General features: G+C 47.0%; 23 protein-coding genes. 16 read left to right on the top strand and 7 right to left on the bottom strand.

The genetic code is table 11. The features are described from left to right. Nucleotides 1-6 precede the first annotated feature (6 nt). Nucleotides 7-1023 (bottom strand): UDP-glucose 4-epimerase GalE, encoded by a 1017-nt coding sequence (galE, locus tag Q1A40_RS04860; RefSeq protein WP_299998301.1) that lies wholly within the window; start codon nt 1021-1023, stop codon nt 7-9. A 276-nt stretch (nt 1024-1299) separates the two neighbouring features. Continuing rightward, nucleotides 1300-2625, bottom strand: coding sequence for an ATP-dependent RNA helicase SrmB (gene srmB / locus Q1A40_RS04855; RefSeq protein WP_299998300.1), 1326 nt, complete (start codon nt 2623-2625; stop codon nt 1300-1302). A 377-nt stretch (nt 2626-3002) separates the two neighbouring features. On the opposite strand from srmB, the gene Q1A40_RS04850 reads away from it, so the two are divergent. Further along, complete coding sequence (locus Q1A40_RS04850) at nt 3003-3740, top strand: tRNA1(Val) (adenine(37)-N6)-methyltransferase (protein WP_299998299.1); 738 nt, start codon at nt 3003-3005, stop codon at nt 3738-3740. A 51-nt stretch (nt 3741-3791) separates the two neighbouring features. Here the strand turns inward: Q1A40_RS04850 and nadB are convergent, their stop codons facing one another. Then, complete coding sequence (nadB, locus tag Q1A40_RS04845) at nt 3792-5405, bottom strand: L-aspartate oxidase (protein WP_299998298.1); 1614 nt, start codon at nt 5403-5405, stop codon at nt 3792-3794. A gap of 388 nt (nt 5406-5793) precedes the next feature. Between nadB and rseD the strand changes: the two genes are divergently transcribed. The 12 genes from rseD (at nt 5794) to acpS (ending at nt 15417) form a co-directional block, all read left to right on the top strand. Then, a complete protein-coding gene (rseD, locus tag Q1A40_RS23165) occupies nt 5794-5946 on the top strand; it encodes a rpoE leader peptide RseD (RefSeq protein ID WP_367275728.1) in 153 nt (50 codons plus the stop codon). Then, nucleotides 5943-6518, top strand: coding sequence for an RNA polymerase sigma factor RpoE (gene rpoE, locus Q1A40_RS04840; RefSeq protein ID WP_299998297.1), 576 nt, complete (start codon nt 5943-5945; stop codon nt 6516-6518). Before rseD ends, rpoE begins: the two co-directional genes overlap by 4 nt. A gap of 30 nt (nt 6519-6548) precedes the next feature. Then, nucleotides 6549-7202 (top strand): anti-sigma-E factor RseA, encoded by a 654-nt coding sequence (gene rseA, locus Q1A40_RS04835; RefSeq protein ID WP_299998296.1) that lies wholly within the window; start codon nt 6549-6551, stop codon nt 7200-7202. Beyond that, complete coding sequence (gene rseB, locus Q1A40_RS04830) at nt 7202-8164, top strand: sigma-E factor regulatory protein RseB (RefSeq protein ID WP_299998295.1); 963 nt, start codon at nt 7202-7204, stop codon at nt 8162-8164. The genes rseA and rseB overlap by 1 nt, the downstream gene beginning before the upstream one ends. Beyond that, complete coding sequence (gene rseC, locus Q1A40_RS04825; RefSeq protein ID WP_299998294.1) at nt 8161-8643, top strand: SoxR-reducing system protein RseC; 483 nt, start codon at nt 8161-8163, stop codon at nt 8641-8643. The genes rseB and rseC overlap by 4 nt, the downstream gene beginning before the upstream one ends. Nucleotides 8644-8943: 300 nt before the next feature. Further along, nucleotides 8944-10743, top strand: coding sequence for a translation elongation factor 4 (lepA, locus tag Q1A40_RS04820; RefSeq protein WP_299998293.1), 1800 nt, complete (start codon nt 8944-8946; stop codon nt 10741-10743). 14 nt (nt 10744-10757) lie between these two features. After that, the gene (lepB, locus tag Q1A40_RS04815; protein WP_299998292.1) at nt 10758-11732 is read left to right on the top strand and encodes a signal peptidase I; all 975 of its coding nucleotides are present in this window, start codon (nt 10758-10760) and stop codon (nt 11730-11732) included. Nucleotides 11733-11902: 170 nt separating this feature from the next. Beyond that, a complete protein-coding gene (rnc, locus tag Q1A40_RS04810) occupies nt 11903-12583 on the top strand; it encodes a ribonuclease III (protein WP_299998291.1) in 681 nt (226 codons plus the stop codon). Next, on the top strand, nt 12580-13485 hold the full coding sequence (gene era, locus Q1A40_RS04805) for a GTPase Era (protein WP_299998290.1): 906 nt from the start codon (nt 12580-12582) through the stop codon (nt 13483-13485). Before rnc ends, era begins: the two co-directional genes overlap by 4 nt. Nucleotides 13486-13495: 10 nt before the next feature. Continuing rightward, nucleotides 13496-14203: a DNA repair protein RecO gene (recO, locus tag Q1A40_RS04800; RefSeq protein WP_299998350.1), complete on the top strand. Its 708-nt coding sequence runs from the start codon at nt 13496-13498 to the stop codon at nt 14201-14203. A gap of 102 nt (nt 14204-14305) precedes the next feature. Then, complete coding sequence (gene pdxJ / locus Q1A40_RS04795; RefSeq protein WP_299998289.1) at nt 14306-15037, top strand: pyridoxine 5'-phosphate synthase; 732 nt, start codon at nt 14306-14308, stop codon at nt 15035-15037. Then, entirely contained in the window at nt 15037-15417 is a 381-nt protein-coding gene (acpS, locus tag Q1A40_RS04790) for a holo-ACP synthase (protein WP_299998288.1), read from the top strand. Before pdxJ ends, acpS begins: the two co-directional genes overlap by 1 nt. On the opposite strand, the gene Q1A40_RS04785 is transcribed toward acpS, so the two are convergent. The 3 genes from Q1A40_RS04785 to Q1A40_RS04775 form a co-directional block, all read right to left on the bottom strand. Then, a complete protein-coding gene (locus Q1A40_RS04785; protein ID WP_299998287.1) occupies nt 15414-15674 on the bottom strand; it encodes a YfhL family 4Fe-4S dicluster ferredoxin in 261 nt (86 codons plus the stop codon). The genes acpS and Q1A40_RS04785 overlap by 4 nt on opposite strands. A 321-nt stretch (nt 15675-15995) precedes the next feature. Next, nucleotides 15996-16994, bottom strand: coding sequence for a glycosyltransferase (locus Q1A40_RS04780; RefSeq protein ID WP_299998286.1), 999 nt, complete (start codon nt 16992-16994; stop codon nt 15996-15998). Nucleotides 16995-17107: 113 nt separating this feature from the next. Further along, nucleotides 17108-17956: a MurR/RpiR family transcriptional regulator gene (locus Q1A40_RS04775; protein WP_299998285.1), complete on the bottom strand. Its 849-nt coding sequence runs from the start codon at nt 17954-17956 to the stop codon at nt 17108-17110. 181 nt (nt 17957-18137) lie between these two features. Between Q1A40_RS04775 and yfhb the strand changes: the two genes are divergently transcribed. Both yfhb and tadA read left to right on the top strand, forming a co-directional pair. After that, nucleotides 18138-18800, top strand: coding sequence for a phosphatidylglycerophosphatase C (gene yfhb, locus Q1A40_RS04770; protein ID WP_299998284.1), 663 nt, complete (start codon nt 18138-18140; stop codon nt 18798-18800). Between the two features lie 64 nt (nt 18801-18864). Next, nucleotides 18865-19368 carry a tRNA adenosine(34) deaminase TadA gene (gene tadA / locus Q1A40_RS04765; RefSeq protein ID WP_299998283.1) on the top strand — a complete coding sequence of 168 codons (504 nt, stop codon included), beginning with the start codon at nt 18865-18867 and terminating at the stop codon, nt 19366-19368. Here the strand turns inward: tadA and mltF are convergent. Continuing rightward, nucleotides 19259-20812 carry a membrane-bound lytic murein transglycosylase MltF gene (gene mltF / locus Q1A40_RS04760; protein WP_299998282.1) on the bottom strand — a complete coding sequence of 518 codons (1554 nt, stop codon included), beginning with the start codon at nt 20810-20812 and terminating at the stop codon, nt 19259-19261. The two genes, tadA and mltF, sit on opposite strands and share 110 nt — an antisense overlap. 246 nt (nt 20813-21058) lie before the next feature. On the opposite strand from mltF, the gene purL reads away from it, so the two are divergent. Next, nucleotides 21059-24946 carry a phosphoribosylformylglycinamidine synthase gene (gene purL / locus Q1A40_RS04755; protein ID WP_299998281.1) on the top strand — a complete coding sequence of 1296 codons (3888 nt, stop codon included), beginning with the start codon at nt 21059-21061 and terminating at the stop codon, nt 24944-24946. Nucleotides 24947-25421 lie beyond the last annotated feature (475 nt).

Raw genomic sequence — 25421 nt, 5'->3', positions numbered from 1 at the left:
AACTCCTTAGTCTGCGTAGCCATTGGGATGGCGGGATTGCCAGCGCCAGGTATCATCGGCCATTTCTTGTAAGGAACGACTCACACGCCAGTTGAGTTCCTGGTCAGCTTTAGAGGCGTCTGCCCAGTAAGCAGGCAGGTCACCATCACGACGGGGTGCAAAATGGTAATTTACCGGTTTACCACAGGCCTGGCTAAAAGCATTGACTACCTCCAGCACACTGCTACCGACACCGGCACCGAGGTTATAAATATGCACACCTGGTTTACCTTGTAACATTTGCATTGCGGCAACATGCCCGTCGGCAAGATCCAAGACATGAATATAGTCGCGTACTCCGGTGCCGTCCTGGGTTGGATAGTCATTGCCAAAAATAGCCAGTGAATCACGGCGACCCACGGCAACCTGGGCAATATAGGGCATCAGGTTATTAGGGATACCTTGAGGATCTTCCCCCATATCACCTGATGGATGAGCACCCACCGGATTGAAATACCGCAACAATGAAATGCTCCAGTCAGGTTGTGCTTTTTGCAGATCGCTCAGGATCTGTTCTGCCATGAGTTTACTACGACCATAAGGGCTGGCAGGCATGCCGGTGGGGAAACTTTCTACATACGGAATGATTGGCTGATCGCCATATACGGTGGCAGAAGAGCTGAAGATAAAGTTGGTGACATTAGCAGCACGCATCGCGTTAATCAGACGCAGTGTGCCGGTGACATTATTATCATAGTACTCAAGCGGTTTACTGACTGACTCACCGACGGCTTTGAGTCCGGCAAAATGGATAACCGCATCGATATTATGCTCGTGGAAAATTTCTGCCAGTAGTGCTTCGTCACGAATATCGCCCTCAATAAATAAAGGGTGTTTTCCGCCCAGGCGTTCAATAACCGGAACGACGCTACGTTTACTATTGCACAAATTATCCAGGATAACGACGTCATGCCCGTTTTGCAGCAGTTGCACACAAGTATGACTTCCTATGTAACCGCTACCACCTGTAACCAGAACTCTCATTCCTACCTCCGAACACCGTATATTATAGGTTAACTATAGCACAGACAATTTATAAAAATATAATGTCACATCACATTGTGGTAGCGTTTACACTCTGTTTTTTTATCCAGTTAAATGGACTTGAGATGCATTTAAAGGCGGGGGGATATAAACAAAGGTATATTTATTATTGGGTTGGCTCTCAGGCAATAAAAACAAAAAAACGCCTGATAAAATATCAGGCGTTTAATATTATGACAGGCAACCGGGTGTTGTTTCCTTAAATGCGTTATTTCACTACTCTTTTGATACCGGGGCGTTATCAGCGCTCGGCTTACGACGCTTACCGACATTTTTCTTATCGCGATGACGTACTTTGACCCGCGGTTTCTCTTTGTCTTTCTCTTTTTTCTCTGCGCGTTTTGCCAGCACTTTTTTGGACGGTTTGCCGCTTAGCTTTTCACTCGGGATACGCGTTACCGGACGCAAAGTATCAATCGTGCGTGGCTTTAACGGCTCGTTCATATAACGCGAGATTTTACCCAGCAATAAATGGTCATGGGCTTCAACGAGGGAGATTGCAATCCCTTTCAGACCCGCACGTCCAGTACGACCGATACGGTGTAAATAGACATCGGCAGTACGGGGCAAGTCAAAGTTGAAAACATGGCTGACATCCGGAATATCGATACCGCGTGCGGCGATATCCGTTGCAACCAGCACGTTAACACGACCATCATTCAAGCGCGCAATGGCTTCATTGCGCTTAGCCTGAACCATTTCACCTTCCAGATAGCAGGTTTTGATCCCTGCTTCATGCAGCCATGAAACCAGCTCATGTACTCGCTCGCGTTTACGAACAAACACGATTGAACGTGTGGTTTCTGGTTGCTGCAACAGGTGAACCAGCAGGGCTGTTTTATGCTGAACATCGTCTGCCCGGTAATACCACTGGTGGATTTTTTTACGTTCCCTGGTTGAAGGACTGGCGGAGACTTCCACCGGATCTTCCAGTAAACGTTCGGCAAAATCATTAATCGCATCGCCTTCCAGCGTGGCAGAAAAAAGCATGGTCTGTTTACGCCAGCGAGTTTCTGCTGCGATAGTTTCGATATCCTGAGCAAATCCCATGTCCAGCATACGGTCTGCTTCGTCAAGGATCAGTGTTTCAACAGCCCGACAATCGAAGTTTTCTTCTTTAATGTATTGCAGCAGACGCCCAGTAGTCGCCACCACAATATCCTGGTTCTCACTGAAAACCTCGGCATGATTCATAAAGGCTACGCCACCGGTGATGGTCGCAATATCCAAATGAGTATGTTTAGCCAGTTCACGGGCATGATCTGCAACCTGCATTGCCAGTTCCCGCGTCGGGGTCACTATTAAAATACGTGGAGGGCCAGATTTTTTACGCGGAAAGTCGACCAGATGCTGTAGCACTGGCAGCAAATATGCTGCTGTTTTACCGGTACCCGTTGGCGCGGAGCCCAGCACATCGCGCCCTTCAAGCGCAGGGGGAATAGCCGCAGCCTGAATAGCTGTTGGGCGAGTAAAGCCCTTATCCTGAAGTGCTTTCAGGAGGCTTTCATCAAGTTCGAGTTCGGAAAATGTACTAACAGTCATGGTCTACCTCTATGTGGGGCGCCGATTATAGACGTTATGGCTGCAATCTTCATCATCTTTTAAGCCCTCTGAATACCTCTGTCGATTAAGATGAGGGTATCCAGGGGAGCGAATCAACCTCAGGTTAATTACACTTTCACATTTCTCTCAATATGATGTGAAGCACATGAAGTGTGCATATAAATACAGATTCTATCCCATTCTTCCATCTGGTTGAGTTTTAATCTTTTATCAGGGCGTTAAGTTCTTCCCCTTGAAGAAAGGATCTCCTTCTTGAACCCCTCTGGTGTGATAGCGGGAAAGCATGCCGTTTGTTTGTGCCTTTTCGCAGCCAGCCATTTCATTTATGCTAGATGGTTTTGGCGCAGGGTGGACAGATGTCGGTACAAAAGGCGGCGCTACGTGACAATGGTTTCACGTTTAAACAATTTTTCATCGGTCATGAAAATTGCGCAATGAAAGTAGGGACTGACGGAGTTCTGCTCGGTGCCTGGGCGCCTGTAACGCAGGTTGATACGATACTTGATATCGGTACGGGGAGCGGCTTACTGGCACTGATGCTGGCGCAGAGAACCCCGGAAACAAGCTTTATTGATGCTGTCGAATTAGATATCGCTGCGACACAGCAAGCACAAGAAAATGTGCAGGGTTCACCTTGGGCATCGCGCATTACCGTTTATCAGGCCGATATTTGCCACTGGGCTCCACCGGTTAATCGTCGCTATTCATTAATCGTCAGTAATCCACCTTACTTTGAGAAAGGGAGTGCTTGTTCTTCTGCTGAACGTGCACAGGCACGCTACACCACGACTCTGAGTTATCCGGTGTTGTTAAGTTGTGCCCGGCAATGGATAACGGATCAGGGTTTATTTTGTTTGATATTACCCACAATGACGGCAGATGAGTTTATTACGCAGGCAAATCAATTAGGCTGGCATTTACGCTTACGTACTGATGTGGCCGGAAAAGAGCATCGTCCATCACATCGGGTATTACTGGGATTATCTCTTCAGCCGGGAGCCTTGACTCACTCAGAGTTAGCTATTCGTGGAACTGATAACCGCTATTCTCCGGCGCATTGTCAGTTGACGCGCGATTTCTATCTGTATCTTTAATTATTCGAGTGGCCTGGTGAAAACCAGGCCACTTCAGATAGAGCAAGTCACCTAAGGTACAGGGGTCAGGATACTCGGGCCGGTATCTGTTGTTGTGGGTGTCTTTGAGGGCGGGTAGTCCAGAGAGTAATGTAAACCTCGACTCTCTTTACGCAGCATGGCACAACGAACGATCAACTCAGCTACCTGGATTTGATCGCGCAGCCCTAATAGCTGACTGGAGGGGCGGAAATGCTGACAGTGCGCCACGATTTCCTGCTGCAGTAACAGGACTCGCCGGAGTGCATTTGCCAGACTCAGATCGCTGCGAACAATACCGACATAATTCCACATCAGTATGCGTAACTCATTACTACTGTGTTGAAGAATCGCTTGTTCATCACGATATTCTGCCGATGCAGCAGTCTCTGTTGTCAGAGGCTTCGTTAAATCTGCATCGGGCAGATGCTTAAGAATATCTTCCGCTGCAGACCAGCCATAAACCAGGCACTCGAGCAGCGAATTAGAGGCCATACGGTTTGCGCCGTGCAGACCGGTATAGGAAACTTCACCTATAGCATATAACCGTTCAATATCGGTGCGGCCGCGCTCATCAACCACTACGCCACCACAGGTATAATGTGCTGCCGGGACAATAGGCACCGCTTCTTTGGTTAAATCAATGCCCAGCTCCATCAGCTTTTGATAAATATTCGGGAAATGCTGAAGGATAAATTCAGGTGATTTATGGCTGATATCCAGATACATGCAATCGGCATCAAGACGTTTCATTTCACTGTCGATAGCCCGGGTGACAATATCACGAGGCGCAAGCTCTGCACGCTCATCAATTTCCGGCATAAAACGCGTGCCGTTCGGGCGTTTCAGCAATGCCCCTTCACCTCGTAGAGCCTCGGTCAGTAAAAAATTACGCGCCAGGGGGTGGTACAATGCTGTCGGGTGAAACTGATTAAATTCCAGATTAGCAACTCGACAACCAGCACGCCATGCCATCGCAATACCGTCGCCGGAGGCAATATCCGGGTTGGTGGTGTATTGATAAACGCGTGAAGCTCCACCGGTCGCCAGGATAACTGACTTGGCATGGTAAACTTCTATTTCCCCTGTATCACGATTCAGCGCTTTCACGCCCTGAGCCTGCTTAGGTGTATGTTCTGTTTCAGAGAGAATTAAATCAATCGCCTGACAATGTTCAATAATATGAATGTTAGGATGAGCCAGAGCCTGTTCGACCAGCGAGGTTTGAACTGCTTTACCTGTGGCATCAGCGGCATGCAGAATGCGGCGATGACTGTGACCACCTTCTCGGGTCAAATGATAACGACTTTCGCCGCCCGATTCGGTATGTGTATCAAACATCACTCCCTGCTGGATAAGCCACTCAACACAGCTTCTGGCATGCCGGGCGACAAAACTCACCGCCTGGCTGTCACAGATACCCGCGCCGGCAATCAGAGTATCTTCAATATGTGATTCAATACTGTCTGTCTCATCAAAGACAGCGGCAATTCCACCCTGGGCGTAGAAGGTTGCACTTTCTTTAACCCGGCCTTTGCTCAAGACCAGTACTTTACAATGTGGGGCCAGGCGCAGAGCAACCGTGAGTCCGGCAGCACCACTGCCTACAATAAGGACATCACAAATAAAATGGCTATTTATTGTCATGGTGTTTATTACGTTAAACAGATTTCGCGAAATGATAGCATTCAACAAGGTTGATTACATATTTTTTTGATTTATTGTTTTATTGGCTAAACTATCAGGCTTTATAATCAGTTGTATAAAAGTTTGCTGGCAGTGGAAAACACTTACATGCAGTCCAACTTTCTAGATTTAGTGATGAAAAATGACGATTCGTGCGATACTCTGAGCGTTAGTCTTTTATACTCGTCATATTCCAGGTTGCCTGGATATGATTTTTATGAGACGTATAATCTGTCTGTGCTTATTGCCGTACTTCATTTAGCCCCTACAGGTTACGCGAATTATTTGGGATATCGCTTTAAACAAAGCTATATTCACGGTTGATCTGGCGGAACTGATAATCAAAAAAATGAACTCTGCTGAAAACAAAAGAGAACAAAGGGGTAATGGAACTTTATTCGTATCAACGACTCCAAGCCCTAGCTTGTTCAAAAATTCAGAAACCGAGTGGTTTTTAGTTGATGTGTGGATATTTGATTTTGGGAGACATTACCTTCGATGAGCGAGCAGATAACAGATCAGGTTCTCGTCGAACGGGTCCAGAAGGGCGACCAGAAATCGTTTAACTTACTGGTTGTGCGTTATCAGCACAAAGTCGCCAGTCTGGTTTCACGGTATGTTCCTTCAGGAGATGTGCCTGATGTTGTGCAAGAGTCATTTATAAAAGCGTACCGCGCATTGGATTCATTCCGTGGTGATAGCGCGTTTTATACTTGGTTGTACCGAATTGCTGTAAATACGGCAAAGAACTACTTGGTCGCTCAGGGACGGCGCCCGCCTTCAAGCGATGTGGATGCCAGCGATGCTGAAAATTACGAAAGTGGCAACGCATTGAAAGAAATTTCGAACCCTGAGAACTTAATGTTGTCAGAAGAACTAAGGCAGATAGTTTTCCGTACTATTGAGTCACTTCCGGAAGATTTACGTATGGCAATTACGTTACGGGAGTTAGATGGACTGAGCTATGAAGAGATAGCGGCCATCATGGATTGCCCGGTAGGAACGGTTCGTTCACGAATCTTTCGTGCTCGTGAAGCTATTGATAACAAAGTTCAACCGCTTATTAAGCGTTGACGATGTCGGATTACTGGAAGGGTATTAGACATGCAGAAAGAACAGCTTTCCGCTTTAATGGATGGTGAGTCTCTGGACAGTGAATTGTTGAATGCTTTGTCTAATGACAAATCGTTACAGCAAAACTGGGAGAGTTATCATCTGATTCGTGACGTTATGCGTGGCGACAGCAGTGATGTTCTTCATTTCGATATCTCTAGCAATGTGATGGCCGCTATTGCGAAAGAACCAGCAAAAAATGCTGTCCCGCTGATAACTGAATCTCAGCCTCAACCAGAACAATGGCAAAAAATGCCGTTCTGGCATCGGGTTCGTCCTTGGGCGAGTCATTTGACTCAGGCAGGTTTGGCAGCTTGTGTTTCGCTTGCGGTTATCGTTGGCGTACAACAATACAATGGCACCCCTGAAACTGACCTGCAACCAGAGTCCCCGGTATTTAATACGTTACCGATGATTGGTAAGGCGAGCCCTGTCAGTTTAGGGGTACCTTCTGATGCTTCAGCACCTGGCAACTCTGCACAGGCGCAGGCACAGGAACAGCGTCGACGCATTAATGCAATGCTGCAAGATTATGAATTGCAACGTCGCTTACACGCCGGGCAGTCGCAGTTTGAACAAACATCACCTCAGCAAGCTGCGATACAAGTGCCTGGAACTCAAACTTTAGGAACGCAATCGCAGTAATGAAGCCATTTTGGTGTGCCCTGTCTATTGTGACAAGCGCCCTGTTATTTACTGCAAGCGCCTCAGCGAAAGATAATTCGTCTGAGGCGTTGTTGCAGGAAATGAACCAGGCCAGTCAGTCACGCAATTACGAACTGTCATTTATCAGCGTTAACAAGCAAGGGATCGAATCACAGCGTTATCGGCACATTCGGCTGAATAACAGCACCTTAGCCCAGTTACTGCAAATGGACGGCCCGCTGCGGGAAGTTGTTCAGCGCGGTGATGAAATCAGCTATTTTGAACCTGGTCTCGAGCCTTTTACTTTAAACGGTGACTACATCGTTGACTCGCTGCCCTCCATTGTTTATACCAATTTCAGCCAGCTGGCTCCTTACTATGATTTTATTCCTGTAGGGCGTACCCGCATTGCCGATCGTCTGTGTGATGTACTCCGTGTTGTTGCCCGGGATGGAACGCGTTATAGCTATATCGTCTGGATTGATTCGGAGACAAAATTACCGTTACGAGTTGACTTACTCGACCGTGATGGTGAAACGCTGGAACAATTCAGGGTTATCTCATTTGCGATTGATGGTGAGGTGACTGAAGCAATGAGTCGGCTGGAGAAAGCCAATTTACCGCCGGTATTCTCTGTACCTGATACAGCCAGTGAGAATCTTACCTGGCATGTTTCCTGGTTACCCGAAGGTTTCAAAGAGGTATCCAGTAGCCGTCGCCCATTACCTTCGATAGGTATTCCTATTGAATCGCGTCTCTTCAGTGACGGACTGTTTAGCTTTTCAGTGAATGTGAATGAAATAACTGCTGAACTAAACAACGGTGAACAGTTGATACGTACAGGACGTCGTACGATTAATACCCTGCACCGTGACAAAAAAGAAATCACGGTTGTTGGAGAGTTGCCGCCGCAAACCGCTAAACGTGTTGCTGACAGCGTTAAATTCGGAGTCGCACCATGATTAAAGAGTGGGCAACAGTGGTCTCATGGCAAAACGGTGAGGCGGTGTTGAAGTGTGATGTTAAAACATCGTGCAATGGCTGTGCTTCGCGGGCTGGATGTGGTACCCGAGTACTGAATAAACTCGGGCCACAGACTGAGCATTTACTGACAGTGCAGAGTGAAAAACCACTGATGGCCGGGCAAAAAGTTGAGCTGGGTATTGCTGAAAAGAGCCTGTTAGGCTCTGCATTACTGGTGTATATGTCCCCGCTAGCCGGGCTTTTTGTTATCGGTGGGCTTTTTCAGTGGTTTTTTGCGACAGATATCGCGGCAATGGCGGGTGCTTTGCTGGGGGGGATCGGTGGTTTTATGCTGGCGCGTATCTATTCACAGCGTCTGAGCCAGCGCGATAACTGGCAGCCGGTCATTCTGAGCGTCGCCTTGGGGCCCGATTCATTGCGCGTAGAAACGTCGACCTCCTCATTAAAAACACCATAGTGGCTTGTAGTTATACTTCAAGTTGCAGTCTTATTCATATTCATCCCGAGCGCTGACTGGAGTCGGTGGTCGGGATGAATTGTATCAGAGCCTTCTGTCACTGAACGGTTATTAGTCTGAGTCGACTAACTTTATAAGAATTAGCAGAGTTACCAGCGAGGTAATACACGCATGTGCTGACTAATTCAGCATGACAGTGTAAGATTCTCGCCAATAATTGAAGGGTAGCGCTCTCTGAGTGTCCACAGTGGTGTCAATCAGAAATACCCAAGCCTCTAAATGAGACAAAAACCTATATTTATGAAGAACATAAGAAACTTTTCCATCATTGCTCATATCGACCACGGCAAATCGACGCTGTCCGACCGTATTATCCAGATTTGTGGGGGGCTAACCGATCGTGAAATGGCCGCTCAGGTACTGGACTCAATGGATCTGGAACGTGAACGTGGTATTACTATTAAAGCACAAAGCGTAACGCTTGATTACAAAGCCAGTGATGGTGAAACCTATCAGCTTAATTTCATCGATACACCAGGACACGTTGACTTCTCCTATGAAGTCTCTCGTTCTCTGGCAGCTTGTGAAGGTGCGCTGCTGGTGGTTGATGCCGGACAGGGAGTTGAAGCTCAAACCCTGGCCAACTGCTATACTGCCATGGAAATGGATTTAGAAGTTGTCCCGGTTCTTAACAAGATTGACTTACCTGCTGCCGATCCGGACAGGGTGGCAGAAGAGATTGAAGACATCGTCGGTATTGATGCCGCTGACGCAGTACGCTGTTCAGCAAAAACCGGTTTAGGTGTACCTGAGGTACTGGAACGCCTGGTGCGTGATATTCCGCCACCGGAAGGTGACCCGGACGCGCCGCTGCAAGCACTGATCATTGACTCCTGGTTTGATAATTACCTCGGTGTTGTTTCGTTAGTTCGCATAAAAAATGGCACCTTGCGTAAAGGCGATAAAGTTAAAGTGATGAGTACCGGTCAGGTGTATAACGCTGACCGACTGGGTATCTTTACGCCAAAACAAATAGATCGTACTGAACTGAAGTGCGGTGAAGTTGGCTGGCTGGTTTGTGCTATCAAAGATATATTAGGTGCTCCGGTCGGTGATACCCTGACTTTGTCGCGTAATCCGGCGGATAAAGCCTTACCGGGTTTTAAAAAGGTGAAACCGCAGGTTTATGCGGGATTATTCCCTATCAGTTCTGATGACTATGAAGGTTTCCGTGATGCACTGGGCAAGCTTAGCCTTAATGATGCGTCACTATTCTACGAACCAGAAAGCTCAACGGCACTGGGCTTTGGCTTCCGTTGTGGCTTCCTCGGCCTGCTGCATATGGAAATCATCCAGGAGCGCCTGGAACGTGAATACGACCTGGAACTGATTACCACGGCTCCTACGGTAGTGTATGAAGTATTAACGACCAGCAAAGATGTTATTTATGTGGATAGCCCGTCTAAGCTCCCTGCGCTGAATAATATTGAGGAGCTACGCGAACCTATCGCTGAATGTCATATGCTGCTGCCGCAAGAATATCTCGGTAACGTCATTACACTGTGCATAGAAAAACGTGGTGTACAGACCAACATGGTGTACCACGGTAACCAGGTTGCACTGACCTATGAAATTCCTATGGCTGAAGTGGTTCTCGACTTCTTTGACCGTCTGAAATCGACCTCTCGGGGTTATGCTTCGCTGGACTACAATTTCAAACGCTTCCAGGCTTCAAACATGGTGCGTGTGGATGTCATGATTAACGGTGAGCGTGTTGATGCTTTGGCACTGATCACGCATAACGATAACGCCCCTTACCGTGGTCGTGAGCTCGTCGAAAAAATGAAGGAATTGATCCCACGTCAGCAGTTTGATATTGCTATTCAGGCGGCGATTGGTAACCACATTATTGCCCGCTCAACGGTGAAACAGTTACGTAAAAACGTACTGGCAAAATGTTATGGTGGTGACGTCAGCCGTAAGAAAAAGCTGTTGCAGAAACAGAAAGACGGTAAAAAACGTATGAAGCAGGTCGGTAACGTTGAGCTGCCTCAGGAAGCATTCCTTGCCATTCTGCATGTTGGCAAAGACGGCAAATAATCTAAGGAGTTGGTATGGCGAATATGTTTGCCCTGATCCTCGTGCTGGCCACGTTGGTCACCGGCATATTTTGGTGTCTGGATAAGTTTATTTTCGCACCAAAACGTCGACAGCAGCAGGCGGCAGCTCAGGCTGCCACTGGTGGAACACTGGATCAAGACACGCTGAAGAAAGTCGGGCAAAAACAAGGCTTCATGGAGACGCTAGCCTCATTATTCCCTGTGCTGGCCATTGTTCTGGTGATCCGTTCGTTTATTTATGAGCCTTTTCAGATCCCATCAGGTTCGATGATGCCGACATTACTGATTGGTGATTTTATTCTGGTGGAGAAATTTGCCTATGGAATAAAAGATCCTATCTATCAGAAGACGCTCATCGAAACGGGTCATCCAAAACGTGGAGATATCGCGGTATTTAAATATCCGCGTGATACCCGACTGGATTATATAAAACGCGTTATCGGCTTACCTGGCGATCGGGTGAGTTACGATCCTGTAACCAAGGAACTGACTATTTTCCCAGATTGTCGTTCCGGTCAGGCCTGTGAAACGACACTTCCTATTAGCTACTCTAATATTGAACCGAGCGAATTTGTACAAACCTTTGCCCGTAGCGAAGGTTCCGAAGCGACAGCCGGTTTCTTTAGCGTACCTTTAGATAAAAACTTGGAAAATGGTGCACGTCTGAATGTTCGTAATGAAACTTTAGGCGATGTCACTCACCGCATCCTGTTGTTACCGATAGCGCAAGATCAGGCGAGTATGTACTATCAGCAGCCTGGTTTACCGCCAGCCACGTGGATTGTGCCGCCGGGTCATTATTTTGTCATGGGTGATAACCGTGATAATAGCGCGGACAGCCGTTACTGGGGATTTGTTCCTGAGCAAAACCTTGTGGGTAAAGCGACCACTATCTGGATGAGTTTTGAGAAACAAGAAGGTGAATGGCCTACGGGTATTCGTTTAAATCGTATCGGTGGCATTCATTAAGAATTTTATCCCACAAACTAACGACATCCTCAGTCGTTGTGTATAGAATAACCCCGCTTTAAAGGGTGGCTCTCTCACGAGAGCCACAGCACACTAAACAGTATTGTTTATTTTTTCAGGTCTGTTTCGTGTGCTGAATTTGTCGACGCATTAATTAATTTTGGTATCGCATGAATCCCATCGTCATAAATAGATTACAACGCAAGTTGGGCTATACTTTTCAGCATCAGGAACTGTTGCAGCAAGCATTAACCCATCGCAGTGCTAGCAGTAAACATAACGAACGTCTTGAGTTTCTTGGCGATTCTATTCTCAGCTATGTGATTGCTAATGCACTCTATACTCGCTTTCCTCGTGTCGATGAAGGTGATATGAGCCGTATGCGTGCAACCTTGGTTCGGGGCAATACGCTGGCAGAAATCGCCCGAGAGTTCGATCTCGGAGAGTGTTTACGTCTTGGCCCGGGTGAATTAAAAAGCGGCGGTTTTCGTCGTGAATCAATTCTCGCCGATACGGTTGAAGCATTAATTGGTGGCGCTTTTCTTGATAGTGATATTCAAAACGTAGAACGCCTGATTTTAAGCTGGTACCAGACTCGCCTGGATGAAATCAGTCCTGGCGATAAACAAAAAGATCCTAAAACGCGTTTGCAGGAATATCTGCAAGGGCGTCACTTGCCTTTACCTTCTTACCTGGTTGTTCAGGTTCGTGGTGAAGCGCACGATCAGGAATTTACTATTCACTGTCAGATCAGTGGCTTGTCCGAACCGGTTGTGGGCGTTGGCTCCAGCCGTCGTAAAGCGGAACAGGCTGCTGCTGAGCAGGCGCTTAAAAAGCTGGAGCTGGAATGAGCGAAGAAAAAACCTTTTGTGGATTTACGGCGATTGTTGGTCGACCCAATGTCGGTAAATCCACCTTATTAAACCAACTGCTTGGGCAGAAGGTTTCCATTACTTCGCGCAAAGCTCAGACGACACGCCATCGCATTATGGGGATCCACACTGAAGGCGCCTATCAAGCTATCTATGTTGATACTCCGGGCCTGCATATGGAAGAAAAACGTGCCATCAACCGTCTGATGAACCGTGCTGCCAGCAGTTCTATTGGCGATGTTGAATTGGTTATCTTCGTGGTTGAAGGAACCAAGTGGACTGCTGATGACGAGATGGTTCTTAATAAACTGCGTGATTGTCGTGCTCCGGTTATCCTTGCAGTCAATAAAGTTGATAATGTCCAGGATAAGTCCGTGTTACTGCCTCATTTGCAGTTTCTCGGTAGCCAGATGAATTTCCTGGATATTGTGCCGATTTCAGCAGAGACCGGAATGAACGTGGATACTATTGCCAGTATCGTACGTAAACACTTACCAGAAGCCATTCATCACTTCCCGGAAGAGTACATCACTGACCGTTCACAACGTTTTATGGCGTCAGAGATTATTCGTGAAAAACTGATGCGTTTTCTTGGCGCAGAACTGCCTTACTCTGTCACTGTAGAGATTGAACAGTTTGTGACCAATGAACGTGGTGGTTATGATATCAATGGCCTGATCCTCGTTGAGCGCGAAGGACAGAAAAAAATGGTCATCGGTAACAAAGGTACCAAGATTAAAACCATTGGTATTGAAGCACGAAAAGACATGGAAGAGATGTTTGAAGCGAAAGTTCATCTTGAGCTGTGGGTAAAAGTGAAGTCGGGCTGGGCGGATGACGAACGTGCATTACGCAGCCTCGGTTACACTGACGATCAGTAAAGACTCATCAATGGAAGGCTGGCAACGGGCATTTGTTCTGCATACTCGTCCCTGGAGTGAAACCAGCCTTCTTCTTGATGTGTTCACGGAAGAATCCGGGCGTGTCCGCCTCATAGCAAAAGGCGCGCGCTCTCGCCGCTCTAATTTAAAAGGTGCTCTACAGCCCTTTGTCCCCCTTTTGATTCGTTTTGGTGGCCGAGGTGAGGTGAAAACCTTACGTGGCGCAGAAGCGGTTTCCCTTGCTTTACCACTCAATGGCATTTCTCTCTATAGCGGCTTATATGTTAACGAGCTCCTTGCCCGGGTTCTTGAACAAGAAACTCGCTTCTCCGATTTGTTCTTTGACTATCTGCATTGTATTCAGGAGCTAGCAGGCACTGATGGAACACCAGAGCCTGCGCTACGCCGTTTTGAACTGGCATTACTGGCCCATCTTGGTTATGGCGTGGATTTTTTGCATTGTGCAGGCAGTGGGGAAGCGGTCAGCGATGATATGACCTACCTCTATCGCGAAGAAAAAGGTTTTATTGCCAGTGTGGTGATTAATCACAATAGTTTTACCGGACGCCAGCTTCAAGCCTTGTCAGAACGCAGTTTTGTTGAAGCGGATACGCTACGCGCTGCAAAACGTTTTACGCGGATGGCGCTTAAACCCTACCTGCAAGGTAAGCCACTCAAAAGTCGGGAGCTTTTTCGTCAGTTTATTACCAAAAAATAGTTTATTTGGTTACAAAATGGTGGCTGTTGGACAGACAACCATAGCCATCATGGTGTTGCCGGATGTACATTAGCCATTATCTGTAAATATTTGGGGTATTGCATGACTCAGTTACTGTTAGGCGTAAATATCGATCATATTGCTACATTACGTAATGCGCGTGGTACCAGCTATCCGGATCCTGTTCAGGCGGCATTTATTGCAGAACAGGCTGGCGCTGATGGCATCACAGTACATTTGCGCGAAGACAGACGTCATATAACCGATCGTGATGTACGTATTTTACGTGAAACACTGGGCACCCGAATGAATCTGGAGATGGCGGTTACTGAAGAGATGCTGTCCATAGCCTGTGAAACACGACCTCATTTTTGCTGTTTGGTACCAGAAAAACGCCAGGAAGTGACTACCGAAGGCGGGCTGGATGTTGCAGGACAGCTTGATAAAATGCGTGATGCTTGTTCGCGACTGGCAGATGCCGGTATTCTGGTTTCATTATTTATTGATGCTGACTATACACAAATCGATGCAGCGGTAGCGGTAAAAGCGCCTTATATCGAAATTCATACGGGCTGTTACGCTGAAGCAAAAGATGAGGCTGCACAGGCACAGGAATTAGCGCGTATCGCCGATGCTGCTGCCTACGCCACTTCTAAAGGCCTGAAAGTCAATGCCGGGCATGGTTTAACTTACCACAATGTTCAGGCGATTGCGGCCATTCCGGAAATGATAGAATTGAATATCGGCCATGCCATTATCGGTCAGGCTGTGTTCAGTGGCCTGAAAGAAGCCGTTGCGGAGATGAAACGCTTAATGCTGGAAGCGCGTCGTTAATGGCTATTTTGGGTATCGGTACCGATATCGTAGAGATTGCGCGCATTGAGGGCGCAATTTCTCGTTCGGGTGACAGGCTGGCTAAAAGGATATTAAGCCCCGATGAATGGGCCCAATATCTGGCTCATCAGCAACCTGCGCGGTTTCTTGCCAAGCGATTCGCGGTGAAAGAAGCAGCGGCGAAAGCGCTGGGAACAGGGATCCGTAACGGTCTGGCTTTTAACCAGTTTGAGGTGAGAAATGACGCTCTGGGCAAACCGTTGTTGTTCTTCAGGGAGCAGGCAGGGCAAATGGCTGAAGCATTAGGCGTGCACTCTGTACACGTGACAATTGCAGATGAGCGACACTATGCGTGTGCTACGGTGATTATTGAGCGTTAAATTTTATCAGCATGGTGGAGCAGCACAAATTTATCCCAGAGTTGCTCCTCGCTTTCCTGATGGTCTGGATCGTGAATAATCGTGCTGGCAATGGGGCATACTTGCTGGCAAGTGGGGGCCTCATAATGACCAATACACTCGGTGCAGCGTTCGGTATCTATCTGATAGAACATATCCCCCATAGAAATGGCTTGGTTAGGACACTCGGGTTCACACATATCGCAATTGATACAGCGTTTGGTAATGAGTAGTGACATAGCAGAATATTATCTTCAGGATTGTAGAAGCTGAACACGTTAAATTACTGGCAGGCCGACCTGGATGCAGAAGAAAAGGATATGGACATCAGGAATCATGCTTCCTGAGATTTTACCATAGAAACAGGGTTGCTCCAATCATTGCTCTGCTCAGCTTGGTTTTTCATCAGCCAGTTAATTATTTTCATGAAAATGTTAGCGTTATGTAAACCGATAATATAACAACCATTACCCCATTTTTTGCTAGTTTTTGATTTTCACGTCCTTGCTAACCATTTCAAGAGGGTTGGCAAGGAGTATTATTTTTCATATGGTTGGCGATTAATGCACGACTTTTTTCCATAAGTATTTTAGCTGCGTCTTGATACCACTTAAATGTTTTCCTTGATAAAATTCATGTTTAGATTTCTTTTTTAATTGGTTAATTCGGCTGGCATCCATAAGGTCTTTATCAGACCAGGGGGATTGGGCAAGTGCATTATCAAAAAAGGCGAAGGCGGGATACCTTACCCACTTTAACCAAGGTTTAGTATCGCTGGTATAGTGAATTAGTACAGTATTATCAGTTATCGTTTCTTTATAGTTAGCATAGTCTTTTCTACCGAAATGCTCAGAGCCGTCATAAATACAATTGTATCTATTATCAAGAATAATAGTATGGTTAAACAGTAAAATATTTAATAAATCCTGATCCATAAAATGAAGTTTTTTTCGTATAGTTTCATCACTCAGTGCAGTAAAACATTTTTCTGTCAGATTATTTTCTTTCCATTCCTGTAAATTAGCTAAAATAACGCCAGAGTTAAAATATTTACCCTTCATCCCGGCAATACCTAATCGCTGTTCAACTCTATTTTGCACTGCGTCAAGATCTGCAACAACAGCCGCATAGTGATTTGATAAATCGGTATTAAAAAAATCACTCAGAGAGCCTTTACAGACGATATCAGCATCTAAATATAATAACTTATTACTGACTTCAGAAAGTATATCGAATATAGCGAGTCTGAAGTACATCGCTTTTGGCCAGATAGCACTTACCGGAAGCTGGGAAAATACATCGGTATTTATTAAATAGAGAGTGATTTGAGTTTCGAACTTATTTGTAATCTGTTTACACTTTTCGATATAGTCCTGATTAATAAAGTCAGTAAATATATGAAAATGGAATTTTTCTTTGTTATTGATAAGAACGGATACCAATGAAATACCTGTTCCGAATAGAAAATTCTTATCAACACCATAAGCAATATGATTGATTTTTGCCTTGTCTTTGTTCTGTTCGCCAATACTTATGGTAGCGTTAATTATTTTCTTCATAAGGAAACCTTAAATGATGCTATCTCAACTTTTTACAAACTAAGGAATGACATTTTATGTCAAGACGCGCATTTATTCATCTGTTGTTGGAATAGAGACTACGCTGGCACGTTTCATACCAGGCGCTTAACCAGAGCTTCGCTATGGCGGATCCGACTTGGGGCATTTTCAAGATCGTTTTGTACCAGTGCCATAAATAATAAATCGGTTATCATCATTTGAGCGCTGGTAGATGAAATCGCTGCGCTGCGTGTTGCCTGCTCTTCGGCAATGGTATAAAGACAAAGAGTTGCACGTTGCTGAAGAGCATTGGGTGTGAAACCGGTTATTGTAATAACCTTCGCACCTACATTTAAGGCTTCATCGGCAGCAAGATTGATCTCGCGGCGTTCACCTGAATAAGAAATTGCCAGCAGAATATCATCCGAAGACATAGCCTGAACGGTTGCCAGTAATGCGTGCATATCTTGCTCGGCCACAGCGTTAATGCCAATTTTCATTAATTTCCAGGAAAAATTTTTGGCAACCAAACCGGAGGCACCAATACCGACTAACAATACCCGGCGTGCATTACGCAATAGATTAATACTCGCGAGCAGCTTTTCCTCGGTATTTACATCCAGGGAGGCGTGCATCGCTGCAATATTTTCTTTAATCAGCTTTTCTCCCACCATGCGCAGTGGGTCATCACCGAGGATCTGATTATGAACGGGTACTGAATTCGGATTTTGTCCACTCGCCAGCGCTTCACTAATAGCCAGTTTCATGGCTGGAAAGCCTTTAAAACCCATCTTTTGTGAAAATTTGACTACACTCGATTGGCTGATCCCGGCTTCTTCAGCAAGTTGCTGAGAACTTAAATGTCGCACACGCTCAGGATCGGTAAGTAAAAAGTCAGCCAGTTTACGCTCGCTCTGTGCCAGCATTGGATAGCGGGTTCTGATTCGCAATAAACAGTTCATTTTTTCTCCTGAGCAGCTTTTTCAATAGCAGCTTGCCATTGTAAACTGCGGATTGAACAATAAATTCTACAAGATAGCAATATTACCGGATAAAATGTTAGGTTGTTTCTTAATAATAGCTATTGAAGAAAATAACTATTCTCAGAATATTTACCTTTGTCTGTTAGTCAGGACAAACCTCATGATAATCCATCGGGAGTCAGATTTGGCACTATATCATGCACGGCGATTGGTCTTTTTCGATCTCGACGGAACGTTGCATCAGCAGGATATGTTTGGCTGCTATTTACGCTACTTGTTGCGATCTCTTCCGGGAAATTTTCCCTTAGTGATTATTTTGCTACCTGTTGTTATTGTCGGCCTTTTTCTCAACGGGCGTTCTGCGCGTTGGCCGCTCAGTTTGTTGTTATGGAGTATCACTTTTGGCCGTAGTGAGCAGCGGATCAACCGGCTGGAAAAAGAGTTTGCCCGTCAGTTTCGTCTTGCAGTTACCCCTTTTTTGAAAGTGCATCAACGTCTGAATGGCTATCTTGAGGATAAAAAAACGGAAGTCTGGCTGGTGACGGGGACCCCTTTAGTACTGGTTAAACAAGTGTACTCGGATACACCATGGTTTCCTGAAGTCAACGCTATAGGCAGCCAGATGTCGCGAGCCTTTGGTGGGCGAGTACTGACACTACGGTGTTTGTCACATGAAAAGGTCGTTCAGTTAGAGCAACGTCTTGGCAAACCGCTACAGTTCTATAGCGGTTACAGCGATAGTGTACTTGATTCACCGGTACTCAATTTTTGCCAGCATCGTTTTCGAGTCACTATGCAGGGAGAGCTGGAAACGCTCGACTGATATCATTCCGTATCCAGAGCTCACTGTGTATAATGCGCGCCCACTTAGCTTGCAGGAGATAAAGTTGTCAGAAAGCGAAGGGACAGACCTGTACTGGATGCGTCATGCTTTGACGCTGGCACGCCGTGCCTGGGAGGAGGGCGAGATCCCTGTCGGTGCAGTATTGGTTCATGAAAACCGGGTGATAGGTGAGGGCTGGAATCGGCCGATTGGACACCATGATCCGACGGCGCATGCCGAGATTATGGCGCTACGTCAGGGCGGTTTGGTACTGCAAAACTATCGTCTGCTCAATACCACCCTTTATGTCACGCTGGAACCTTGTGTAATGTGTGCGGGTGCGATGGTGCACAGCCGTATTGGCAGGCTCGTCTTTGGTGCCAGGGATGCGAAAACGGGGGCCAGCGGTTCTCTGCTTGATATCTTAGGCCATCCCGGAATGAACCATCAGATCCATGTTACTGAGGGAGTCCTGGCAGCGGATTGCTCATCCATGTTGAGTGATTTTTTTCGCGTCCGTCGCCAGGAAAAGAAAGCTCTAAAGGAAAAGGCCCGTAGGGGCGAATAGTCGCCAGTTCTTCTTCATCAACCAAAGGATAGGCCTCGGCAAATTTTGCTTCCTGGGCCGCCTGTTTCTCTTTTTCCTGTAAGTAGCCTTCCAGACTCAAATGATACTTACGGATATTTTCCACATAAGCATAAGCCTCATGCCCACGGGCATAACCATAATTGGTTTTGCTATAGTAAGACTTCTGACTTAACAGCGGCAGGCGCATTTTGACTTCTGCCCAACTATCCGGATTACCTTTTTGCTTACTGGTGAGCAGGCGGGCATCCATCATATGCGCAAAGCCCATATTATAGGCTGCCAGAGCAAACCAGATACGCTCATCCTCGGCGACGGTATCGGGAACTTTATTCATCATATCTGTCAGATAACGACTTCCACCGCTGATACTCTGCTCGGCATCCAGACGATCGGTAACACCGACACTCTGAGCCGTATTTTTAGTCAGCATCATCAGGCCGCGCACACCGGTTGGTGACGTGGCATGCGTATCCCAGTGAGACTCTTGATAGGAGATGGCTGCCAGTAATGTCCAGTCTATCTTATTGGCGTACTGCTCAAATAACGGCTGCAGGCCAGGCAGGATTTTATCCACTGACTGAAGAAAAGTGCGTGTGTCGACGTAATCAAAATTACCAATATGGCCGAGATATTTCTCTTCCAGTCGCGCCAGCGTTCCGTTACTGGAAATTTGATTATAAAAGTCGAGCAAAGCTGCGCTGATACTGTCATCACTGCCACGGCTGGAAAACCAAGTAACGGGTTGCTCATCCGTGATATCCAAGGCAACGGCTAGCCGGGGATGAACGCGCTGGAACAGACTGACGGCTATTGAGTCAGAAATGGTGAACGGAAGGTTTCCTTCAATCACTTCTCCCAGCAGTTGGTTGCTGGTCTGTTTATCAGAGATTGCCCAGCTCAGGTCCGGATAATCACTCTCTTTCAATTGCTCGAGTACATCAATAGCACCATGGCCTGAAGAGAGCATTAGCTGATTCTCGGTCACGCCAGCGAGACTTTTAGGGCGCGGGCTACCGACACGATAGACCATTTGCTGGGACACATAGTAGTAAACCGGGCCTGCTTGATAGTTTTGACTACGTTTACTGTTATAGGTCAGACCTGCAGCCAGCAAATCGGCGTTTCCTTTATCAAGATCGTCGAACAGGTCGCTGATGGTCGTTCGTGGCGTAATTTCCAGTTCGACATTGAGGTATTCGGCAAATTGCTGTGCCAGTTCATAATCAAAACCGGAGACTTTTCCATTCACAACATTATAAGCGAGTGGTGATACAACCGTACTGACACGCAAAACCCCCCGCGCTTTAATGGCGGCGATACGGTTTTCGGTTTGGTTGAAACCTGGGAGGGAGGGCCATAATGCCACTGCCAGCAACAAGGTGACGACACCGATAAGCAGATAATAAATCTTAATTTTTTTCAAAGAAATAGTGGTCTGCAACGATAGGGTCTTAGCTAACAATAAACATAATTGCGACGTGTCTCATGATAATCTGAGGCGCATTTTGCGTAAGAAAACGCCAGTAAGCAACATTTAAGACGCGATTGATTAAAAAACAGACAATAAAAACATCTGCGGATATTTATACGCAAACGGTTTCGTCGAGGCTGATGATTCTCTATAATAGCCCCGTTTTCCCCCCTTCGCCCTGAAGACGAGAGATCTTTAATGATGGAAATTCTGCGTGGTTCGCCTGCTCTTTCGGCATTTCGTATTAATAAACTTCTGACCAGATTCAACGACGCTAGCCTGCCGGTCAGCGACGTGTATGCCGAGTATGTACACTTTGCTTATCTGGATGCACCGCTAAATGCTGATGAGTCTGCTCGCCTGCAACGGTTACTGAAATATGGTCCAACCCTCGCAGAACATACCCCTGGTGGTCATTTGCTGCTGGTAACACCTCGTCCGGGAACTATCTCTCCCTGGTCCTCTAAAGCGACCGATATTGCGCATAATTGTGACCTGCCACAGGTAAAACGACTGGAGAGGGGCGTTGCCTGGTACATTACCGCTGACACGCTGACCGACGAACAGTGGAAAGCAGTGTCTGAATTACTGCACGACAGAATGATGGAGACGGTATTTACCTCTCTTGAAGATGCGGCTCAGTTATTCGTACAGCAGAGTCCGGCCCCGGTACAAAGCGTCGATTTATCAGGTAAAGGACGTGAAGCGCTGGTTGAAGCCAATATCCGTCTGGGTCTGGCACTGGCCGAAGATGAAATCGATTATTTGCAGGCTGCTTTTACTCAGCTCGATCGCAACCCTAACGATATCGAACTCTATATGTTCGCCCAGGCGAACTCAGAACACTGTCGTCACAAAATTTTCAATGCAGACTGGGTTATCGACGGTGAAAAACAGCCTAAATCGCTGTTTAAGATGATCAAAAATACCTTTGAAAAAACGCCTGAACATGTCCTGTCTGCCTATAAAGATAACGCCGCTGTTATGGAAGGCTCCCATGTCGGACGCTTCTTTGCAGATCACGATTCTGGTCGTTATGCATTCCATCAGGAAGAAGCGCATATTCTGATGAAGGTCGAAACCCATAACCATCCGACCGCTATTTCACCATGGCCAGGCGCTGCTACCGGCTCCGGTGGTGAAATTCGTGATGAAGGGGCTACCGGACGTGGATCTAAGCCTAAAGCCGGTTTGGTTGGTTTCTCCGTTTCTAACCTGCGAATTCCGGGCTTTGAACAACCTTGGGAACAAGATTTCGGGAAACCAGATCGTATTGTCAGTGCGCTGGATATTATGACCGAAGGTCCTTTAGGCGGCGCAGCATTTAATAATGAATTTGGCCGCCCGGCGCTGACAGGCTACTTCCGTACTTACGAAGAGCAGGTTAACAGCCATAATGGTGTGGAGCTCCGTGGCTACCACAAACCTATTATGCTGGCAGGTGGTATCGGAAATATTCGTGCAGACCATGTACAAAAAGGCGAAATACCTGTTGGGGCGAAGCTTATTGTGCTGGGCGGGCCGTCAATGAACATCGGCCTTGGAGGCGGCGCCGCTTCTTCTATGGCTTCCGGTCAGTCTGATGCCGATCTGGATTTTGCTTCTGTACAGCGTGACAACCCTGAAATGGAACGTCGCTGTCAGGAGGTTATTGACCGTTGCTGGCAGCTTGGCGAAGATAACCCTATTGTCTTTATCCACGACGTAGGAGCCGGTGGCTTGTCGAATGCGATGCCAGAACTGGTGAGTGATGGCGGACGCGGAGGTCGTTTTGAACTGCGTGATATCTTAAATGATGAGCCAGGAATGAGCCCGCTAGAGGTATGGTGTAACGAATCGCAGGAGCGTTATGTCCTGGCTGTAATGCCAGAGCAATTACCTCTGTTTGATGCTCTGTGCCGTCGTGAACGTGCCCCTTATGCTGTGATCGGTGAAGCGACGCAGGAGCAGCATCTCACGCTGAACGACAGCCATTTCGACAATCAGCCTATTGATATGCCGCTGGATGTTTTACTGGGTAAAACACCGAAAATGGAGCGCAATGTTGAAACGCTGAAAGCGCAAGGTGAAGCCCTGAACGAGAGTGCTATCACTATTGCTGATGCTGTTAACCGTGTTCTTCACTTACCGACGGTGGCAGAAAAAACCTTCCTGGTCACGATTGGCGACCGCACCGTAACCGGTATGGTTTCCCGGGATCAGATGGTAGGACCGTGGCAGATCCCTGTTGCCGACTGCGCTGTTACCACCGCAAGCCTTGACAGCTACTATGGCGAAGCGATGTCACTGGGTGAGCGTGCCCCTGTTGCTTTACTGGATTTTGCTGCCTCTGCGCGTCTTGCGGTGGGGGAAGCTTTAACCAACATTGCCGGTACCCAGATTGGTTCTTTGAAACGCATTAAACTGTCCGCAAACTGGATGGCCGCAGCCGGACACCCAGGTGAAGATGCCGGATTATATGAAGCTGTAAAAGCGGTAGGAGAGGAACTCTGTCCGCAACTGGGTCTGACTATTCCTGTGGGCAAAGACTCTATGTCGATGAAAACCCGCTGGCAGCAGGAAGACAGCACTCAAGAGATGACCTCACCGCTTTCGTTGGTCATCACCGCATTTGCGCGTGTTGAAGATGTTCGTGCGACGGTAACACCGCAACTCAGTACAGAAGATAATGCCCTGCTGCTGATTGACTTAGGCGCGGGTCATAATGCGTTGGGTGCGACTGCATTAGCTCAGGTCTATCGTCAGTTAGGTGATAAACCTGCTGATGTGCGTAATGTTGAGCAACTGAAAGGTTTCTGGCATGCCATGCAGGCCCTGGTTGCTGAACGTAAGCTGCTGGCCTGGCATGACCGTTCTGACGGCGGTCTGCTCGTTACTTTGGCAGAAATGGCCTTTACCGGTCACTGCGGTATTGAAGCCGATATTACAGGTCTTGGCAGTAACCGACTGGCAGCACTGTTTAACGAAGAACTCGGTGGTGTTATCCAGGTACGTGCAGCAGACTGTGCGGCAGTGGAACAATGTTTTGCTGAGCATGGCCTGGCAAATTGTGTGCATTACCTCGGTAAAGCTGTCGCAGGTGACCGTTTTACGCTGACTGCTGATGGTGAGTCGGTATTTAGCGAAAGTCGCACAACCTTGCGTCTCTGGTGGGCAGAAACCACCTGGCAGATGCAGCGCCTGCGGGATAACCCTGATTGCGCAGATCAGGAACACCAGGCTAAAGCTGACGACAAGGATCCTGGACTCAATGTTAAGCTGAACTTTGATATCACAGCGGATATCGCAGCACCGTTTATCGCGACAGGGGCTCGTCCGAAAGTGGCGATTCTGCGTGAACAGGGTGTTAACTCCCATGTTGAAATGGCAGCAGCATTCCATCGCGCAGGTTTTGATGCGATTGATGTTCATATGAGTGATTTGCTGGCTGGTCGTACCGGACTGGATAGTTTCCAGACACTGGTTGCCTGCGGTGGTTTCTCCTATGGTGATGTGCTGGGGGCTGGCGAAGGCTGGGCGAAATCGATTCTCTTCAACTCACGTGTCCGTGACGAATTTGCTGAATTCTTCCTGCGTCCTCAGACACTGGCTTTAGGCGTCTGTAATGGTTGTCAGATGATGTCTAATCTGCGGGAACTGATCCCGGGAAGTGAGTTGTGGCCGCGTTTTGTTCGCAACCAGTCTGACCGCTTTGAAGCGCGTTTTAGTCTGGTTGAAGTGACAGATAGCCCGTCACTCCTGCTTCAGGGAATGACAGGTTCACATATGCCAATCGCTGTCTCTCATGGCGAAGGACGGGTTGAAGTGCGTGATGAGGCTCATCTGTTGGCGCTGGAAAGTAAAGGCCTGGTAGCGCTACGCTTTATCGATAATGCCAATCATGTCACTGAACGCTACCCGGCAAACCCGAATGGTTCCCCAAATGGGATTACTGCGGTCAGTAATGAAGACGGACGAGTCACTATCATGATGCCGCATCCTGAACGTGTGTTCCGTACGGTAAGTAACTCCTGGCACCCGGAAGAGTGGGGCGAGGACAGCCCGTGGATGCGTATTTTCCGTAATGCTCGTAAACAGCTGGGCTGATCGTTCGTAAGATAATATAAAACCCTCTATTTGAACTGCACCTGAAAAGTTGGACACCCAACTGAGTAAGGTGCAGTTTTTTATGTCGCTAAATCACGACAATGCCATTTTAAGTGTCTCTTTTTGGAGACATTTAAAATGATGATTGTTAAATATATTTAGTTTAAGTCTCTTTAGTGTCTCAATATGGAGACAGTTCTTTGTGATCGTAATTCGATTTTTTGTTATTTTTTGTTTTTAAAATGCCTTATAAATCATGTTATTGATATTTTTATTTACATTGTGGCATAGATCATGCATTATTAATGACGTTGCTCATTCAATCTCTTATGTCAGCGTTTTTAATTAAACAGGCTACATAAACCTCCGAATGACGCACATTAAGGTGCCTGCCGTCCAACTTTTGATAAATGCTTTCGGGCTTATCATGCACAGGGCGAAACGTTGAGTAAGGCGCCGCCTAATTCTTAGATAA

The organism is uncultured Cedecea sp., assembly GCF_947498825.1.
Taxonomy (GTDB): Bacteria; Pseudomonadota; Gammaproteobacteria; order Enterobacterales; family Enterobacteriaceae; genus JGM124.
The sequence above is the reverse complement of the archived record's forward strand: the minus strand, read 5'-3'. Positions and strand labels throughout refer to the sequence as shown.

Bases quoted from the DNA above. Each gene is read 5' to 3' on its own strand.
- rpoE (WP_299998297.1), top strand. From the start codon at position 5,943: ATGAGCGAGCAGATAACAGATCAGGTTCTCGTCGAACGGGTCCAGAAG.
- srmB (WP_299998300.1), bottom strand. From the start codon at position 2,625: ATGACTGTTAGTACATTTTCCGAACTCGAACTTGATGAAAGCCTCCTG.
- Q1A40_RS04850 (WP_299998299.1), top strand. From the start codon at position 3,003: ATGTCGGTACAAAAGGCGGCGCTACGTGACAATGGTTTCACGTTTAAA.
- rnc (WP_299998291.1), top strand. From the start codon at position 11,903: ATGAATCCCATCGTCATAAATAGATTACAACGCAAGTTGGGCTATACT.
- rseC (WP_299998294.1), top strand. From the start codon at position 8,161: ATGATTAAAGAGTGGGCAACAGTGGTCTCATGGCAAAACGGTGAGGCG.
- Q1A40_RS04775 (WP_299998285.1), bottom strand. From the start codon at position 17,956: ATGAACTGTTTATTGCGAATCAGAACCCGCTATCCAATGCTGGCACAG.
- yfhb (WP_299998284.1), top strand. From the start codon at position 18,138: ATGATAATCCATCGGGAGTCAGATTTGGCACTATATCATGCACGGCGA.
- nadB (WP_299998298.1), bottom strand. From the start codon at position 5,405: ATGACAATAAATAGCCATTTTATTTGTGATGTCCTTATTGTAGGCAGT.
- rseD (WP_367275728.1), top strand. From the start codon at position 5,794: ATGAACTCTGCTGAAAACAAAAGAGAACAAAGGGGTAATGGAACTTTA.
- pdxJ (WP_299998289.1), top strand. From the start codon at position 14,306: ATGACTCAGTTACTGTTAGGCGTAAATATCGATCATATTGCTACATTA.
- rseB (WP_299998295.1), top strand. From the start codon at position 7,202: ATGAAGCCATTTTGGTGTGCCCTGTCTATTGTGACAAGCGCCCTGTTA.
- lepB (WP_299998292.1), top strand. From the start codon at position 10,758: ATGGCGAATATGTTTGCCCTGATCCTCGTGCTGGCCACGTTGGTCACC.
- acpS (WP_299998288.1), top strand. From the start codon at position 15,037: ATGGCTATTTTGGGTATCGGTACCGATATCGTAGAGATTGCGCGCATT.
- rseA (WP_299998296.1), top strand. From the start codon at position 6,549: ATGCAGAAAGAACAGCTTTCCGCTTTAATGGATGGTGAGTCTCTGGAC.
- lepA (WP_299998293.1), top strand. From the start codon at position 8,944: ATGAAGAACATAAGAAACTTTTCCATCATTGCTCATATCGACCACGGC.
- Q1A40_RS04780 (WP_299998286.1), bottom strand. From the start codon at position 16,994: ATGAAGAAAATAATTAACGCTACCATAAGTATTGGCGAACAGAACAAA.
- Q1A40_RS04785 (WP_299998287.1), bottom strand. From the start codon at position 15,674: ATGTCACTACTCATTACCAAACGCTGTATCAATTGCGATATGTGTGAA.
- recO (WP_299998350.1), top strand. From the start codon at position 13,496: ATGGAAGGCTGGCAACGGGCATTTGTTCTGCATACTCGTCCCTGGAGT.
- galE (WP_299998301.1), bottom strand. From the start codon at position 1,023: ATGAGAGTTCTGGTTACAGGTGGTAGCGGTTACATAGGAAGTCATACT.
- era (WP_299998290.1), top strand. From the start codon at position 12,580: ATGAGCGAAGAAAAAACCTTTTGTGGATTTACGGCGATTGTTGGTCGA.
- purL (WP_299998281.1), top strand. From the start codon at position 21,059: ATGATGGAAATTCTGCGTGGTTCGCCTGCTCTTTCGGCATTTCGTATT.